Below are 3,161 nucleotides of genomic sequence, written 5' to 3' on the forward strand. Positions count from 1 at the left end.
CTTCATGTTCAGCGCCTCCATGATGCCCCGCAGGGATATTATAAAGATGCCCTTCCGGTGGATACCCCGGGGATTTGAGGCACAGAATTTTATCAAAGCTATCGCCGGAAATGATGGTAGCTTTATCTTCGTCCGCAATTATATAAACTCGATTCTCGTTTCCGGGATTGTCACCTTTTCCACGGTCATTCTTGCCAGTCTTACCGGCTATGGCCTGGCGAAATTCAAATTCAAGGGACGGAATTTTGTCTTTCTGGCCATCATGGCTACCATGATGATTCCCTTTGAAGCCATCATGATTCCTCTCTATCTGGTGGCTACGAAACTCCATCTGCAGAACTCCTATGGGGGGCTGACTCTTCCTTTCCTGGTCAATGCCTTTGGAGTCTTTATGATGCGTCAGTATCTGCTTCCTTTCCCCGATGAGTTTCTCGATGCCACCCGGATTGACGGGGCGGGAGAAATCAGGATCTTCTGGCACATCGTGCTCCCCAACTGCGCTCCGGCCATTGCGACCCTGTCCATCCTGACCTTTAGGAGCCAGTGGGATAATCTTCTATGGCCCCTCCTGGTCGCCCAGAGTGAGAACATGAAGACTCTTCCTCTGTATATAGTCAAATTTGCCGCCGAAAAGTACACCGATGAGGGAGCCATGATGGCTGTCGCGGTTCTGGCGAGCATTCCCATGCTGCTTCTCTTTTTTACCATGAGTCAGTATTTTGTCTCAGGGGCTTCTGTCTTTTCTTCCAGAAAAGGATGAGCCGATTGTGATCAAACTTTTTATCTTTGATATGGTGGGCGTCCTTGTCCGGAACTTTGATGTCCTCCCCCGTATCGCCTCTCTTTTGGGCCTGACACAGGAATCACTCATTCAATCGATACGGGATGATTTTATGCCCTTGATGGAAGGGACCCTGTCGGGCAGGGAATTCTGGACTCGATTCAGCCAAAAGAGCGGGATTGCCCTGCCCGAGCAGGGGAACCTCCTGATTGATCTGTACAGTCCTTCCCTTGATGGAGATACGGGGAATCTTATCAGACGTTTAAAAGGGTATTGCCCCGTTGTCTGTGGTACGAACACCATGAGGGAGCACTACGATTATCATCTTGAAAAAGGGGATTATCGGGTCTTCGATTCTGTCTATGCCTCTCATTTGATGGGAGTGGCCAAGCCTAAATCTGCCTTCTATCAGTGGATTCTTGACCGGGAAAAGGTGCGCCCTGAAGAAGCTGTCTTTGCGGATGATCTGCTGGAGAATATTGAGACTGCCCGGTCTCTCGGGATTCATTCTTTCCTTTACACAGAAGCTGATGCCTTCGAGGATGACCTTGCCCGGTCAGGACTTGTCTATTCCTAGTGTTCATGGTTCTCCTGATTGCCGCCATTTCTATATTGTCCCGGAGTAATTCCCATATTCCGGCGGAAGAGCTGGATAAAATATCCATGATCGGCAAATCCTGTCTGATGGGCTATTTCATGGACTTTAAGGGAGCGGTTCTGCAGGAGTTTCAAGGCCTTTCTCAATCTGTAAAATGTCAGGTACTCCAGGAAGGTATAGCCTGTCCTCTCTTTGAATAGACGGGATAGATATCCCTGTGTGATTCCCAGTTCTTCCGCTGTGTTCAGGAGTGAGATATCCCGGCTGAAATTTTCTCTTATGTACTCAACAGAGAGACGTATATATTCATCCTTTCCATCCCCCTTCACAGGGGAGCCATACTCCTGAAAGAGAGAGAGCCGGCTCTCTTTCATCATATCCTGTCTCTTCCTGGTCTGCTGTCTTTGTATGCCTGTTTCCACCTTCTCCGCAATGCCGGATACAAGGCTATGAAATTTTTGATCATCAATCGGCTTGAGAAGGTAATCTTTCACTCCCAGACGCATGGCCTGCCTGGCGTATTCAAAATCAGAATGACCCGTGAGGATAATCGCCCAGGGGGCGTCGGGTCCCAGTATCCGGTCTGCCTCCCGGAGCATGGTCAACCCATCCATACCGGGCATTCTTATATCTGTAATGACAAGGTGAGGACGTATTTTTTCTATCAGTTCCAATCCTTCTCTGCCGTTCTGAGCCTCCCCTAAGAGGGTGCATCCCAAATCCTGCCAGGGAGTGGTCAGGGCCATTTCACGAAGCAGATACTCTTCATCTTCTACAAGGATCACATTGATCATTTTCGGTCCTTTCCTTTCAGGGGAATCCTGACACGGATGATTGTGCCCTCACCCGGTTGACTCTCAATCGTCAGACCGTAGGGTTCACCATAGAGCAGTTCGAGCCGTCGGTGCACATTGGAAAGACCCACACTATGGGATCCGGCAGCCTCATTGGCGCTCCACTGGATGGACATGCCTTCTCCGTCATCCCGTACTTCCAGGATAAGATCGCCCTCCTGGTCCCAGGCGGTGAGAGTGATCATTCCCGGTTCCATCTTCTGCTCCAGCCCATGAATCACAGCATTTTCAACCAGGGGCTGGAGGATCAGTTTGGGCACGGGTTGCTGCGAATACCGGTCAGGAACATGGATGCTGTAACTGAGCCTTTTACCGAAACGGATCTTCTGAATCGCCAGATAACTCTCTATCAGCTCGAGGCTCGCTTTCAGAGGTACAATCTCATTCTCATTCTCAATTGTATGGCGCAGGAGCTTCCCCAGCTGAGTCACGATGGTGGTGATTTGATCTATTCCTTCCAGCTTGGCGATGGATTTGATCGTGTTCAGGGTGTTGTAGAGAAAGTGAGGATTGATCTGAGCCTGCAGGGCCTTCCGTTCGGCGACTCTCAGTTTCTCCTGCTCTTCCCTGGTTTCCACCATCAGGGTTTCAATACGGCCGGTCATGATATTGAAGCGTTTGAAAAGCAGTCCAATTTCATCCTTTCTGTCATCAAAGATTCTAACCTTCAGATCCCCCGATTCTACACGTCCCATGGCCAGAGTGAGACTGTGAACCGGTCTGGAGATGGATCTGGATACAAGGAGAGCCAGAAGAACAGCCAGGAATATACAGAAAAGGAGCAGCCAGAGAGTGATATGAATCAGATAACCCAGATTGGACAGGACAACATTGAGAGGAACGGTCCCGGCAATCACAAAAGGTTCCACAGCCAGGGGGGTATAGATGACCATGCGCTCATTTAAAGTGAACAATCCGGAATCCCCAT

4 protein-coding genes are annotated in these 3,161 nt (G+C 49.7%); 2 read left to right on the top strand and 2 right to left on the bottom strand.

What is annotated here, in order from left to right:
* Together PF479_RS19920 and PF479_RS19925 are read left to right on the top strand one after the other, a co-directional pair.
* Nucleotides 1-760: carbohydrate ABC transporter permease (locus PF479_RS19920; RefSeq protein WP_298010666.1), on the top strand; the 760-nt coding region annotated here is incomplete at its 5' end.
* 7 nt (nt 761-767) lie between these two features.
* Nucleotides 768-1,358, top strand: a complete 591-nt coding sequence (locus PF479_RS19925; RefSeq protein ID WP_298010667.1) for an HAD family phosphatase — start codon at nt 768-770, stop codon at nt 1,356-1,358.
* On the opposite strand, the gene PF479_RS19930 is transcribed toward PF479_RS19925, so the two are convergent.
* Together PF479_RS19930 and PF479_RS19935 are read right to left on the bottom strand one after the other, a co-directional pair.
* Complete coding sequence (locus PF479_RS19930; RefSeq protein WP_298010668.1) at nt 1,355-2,173, bottom strand: helix-turn-helix domain-containing protein; 819 nt, start codon at nt 2,171-2,173, stop codon at nt 1,355-1,357. The two genes, PF479_RS19925 and PF479_RS19930, sit on opposite strands and share 4 nt — an antisense overlap.
* On the bottom strand, nt 2,170-3,161 hold a 992-nt coding region (locus PF479_RS19935), incomplete at its 5' end, for a sensor histidine kinase (protein ID WP_298010669.1). The genes PF479_RS19935 and PF479_RS19930, both read right to left, overlap by 4 nt.

The sequence above is a fragment of the Oceanispirochaeta sp. genome (genome assembly GCF_027859075.1).
Taxonomy (GTDB): Bacteria; Spirochaetota; Spirochaetia; order DSM-2461; family DSM-2461; genus Oceanispirochaeta.

Excerpts from the sequence above, each read along its gene's own strand:
- PF479_RS19930 (WP_298010668.1), bottom strand. The coding sequence starts at position 2,173 with ATGATCAATGTGATCCTTGTAGAAGATGAAGAGTATCTGCTTCGTGAA.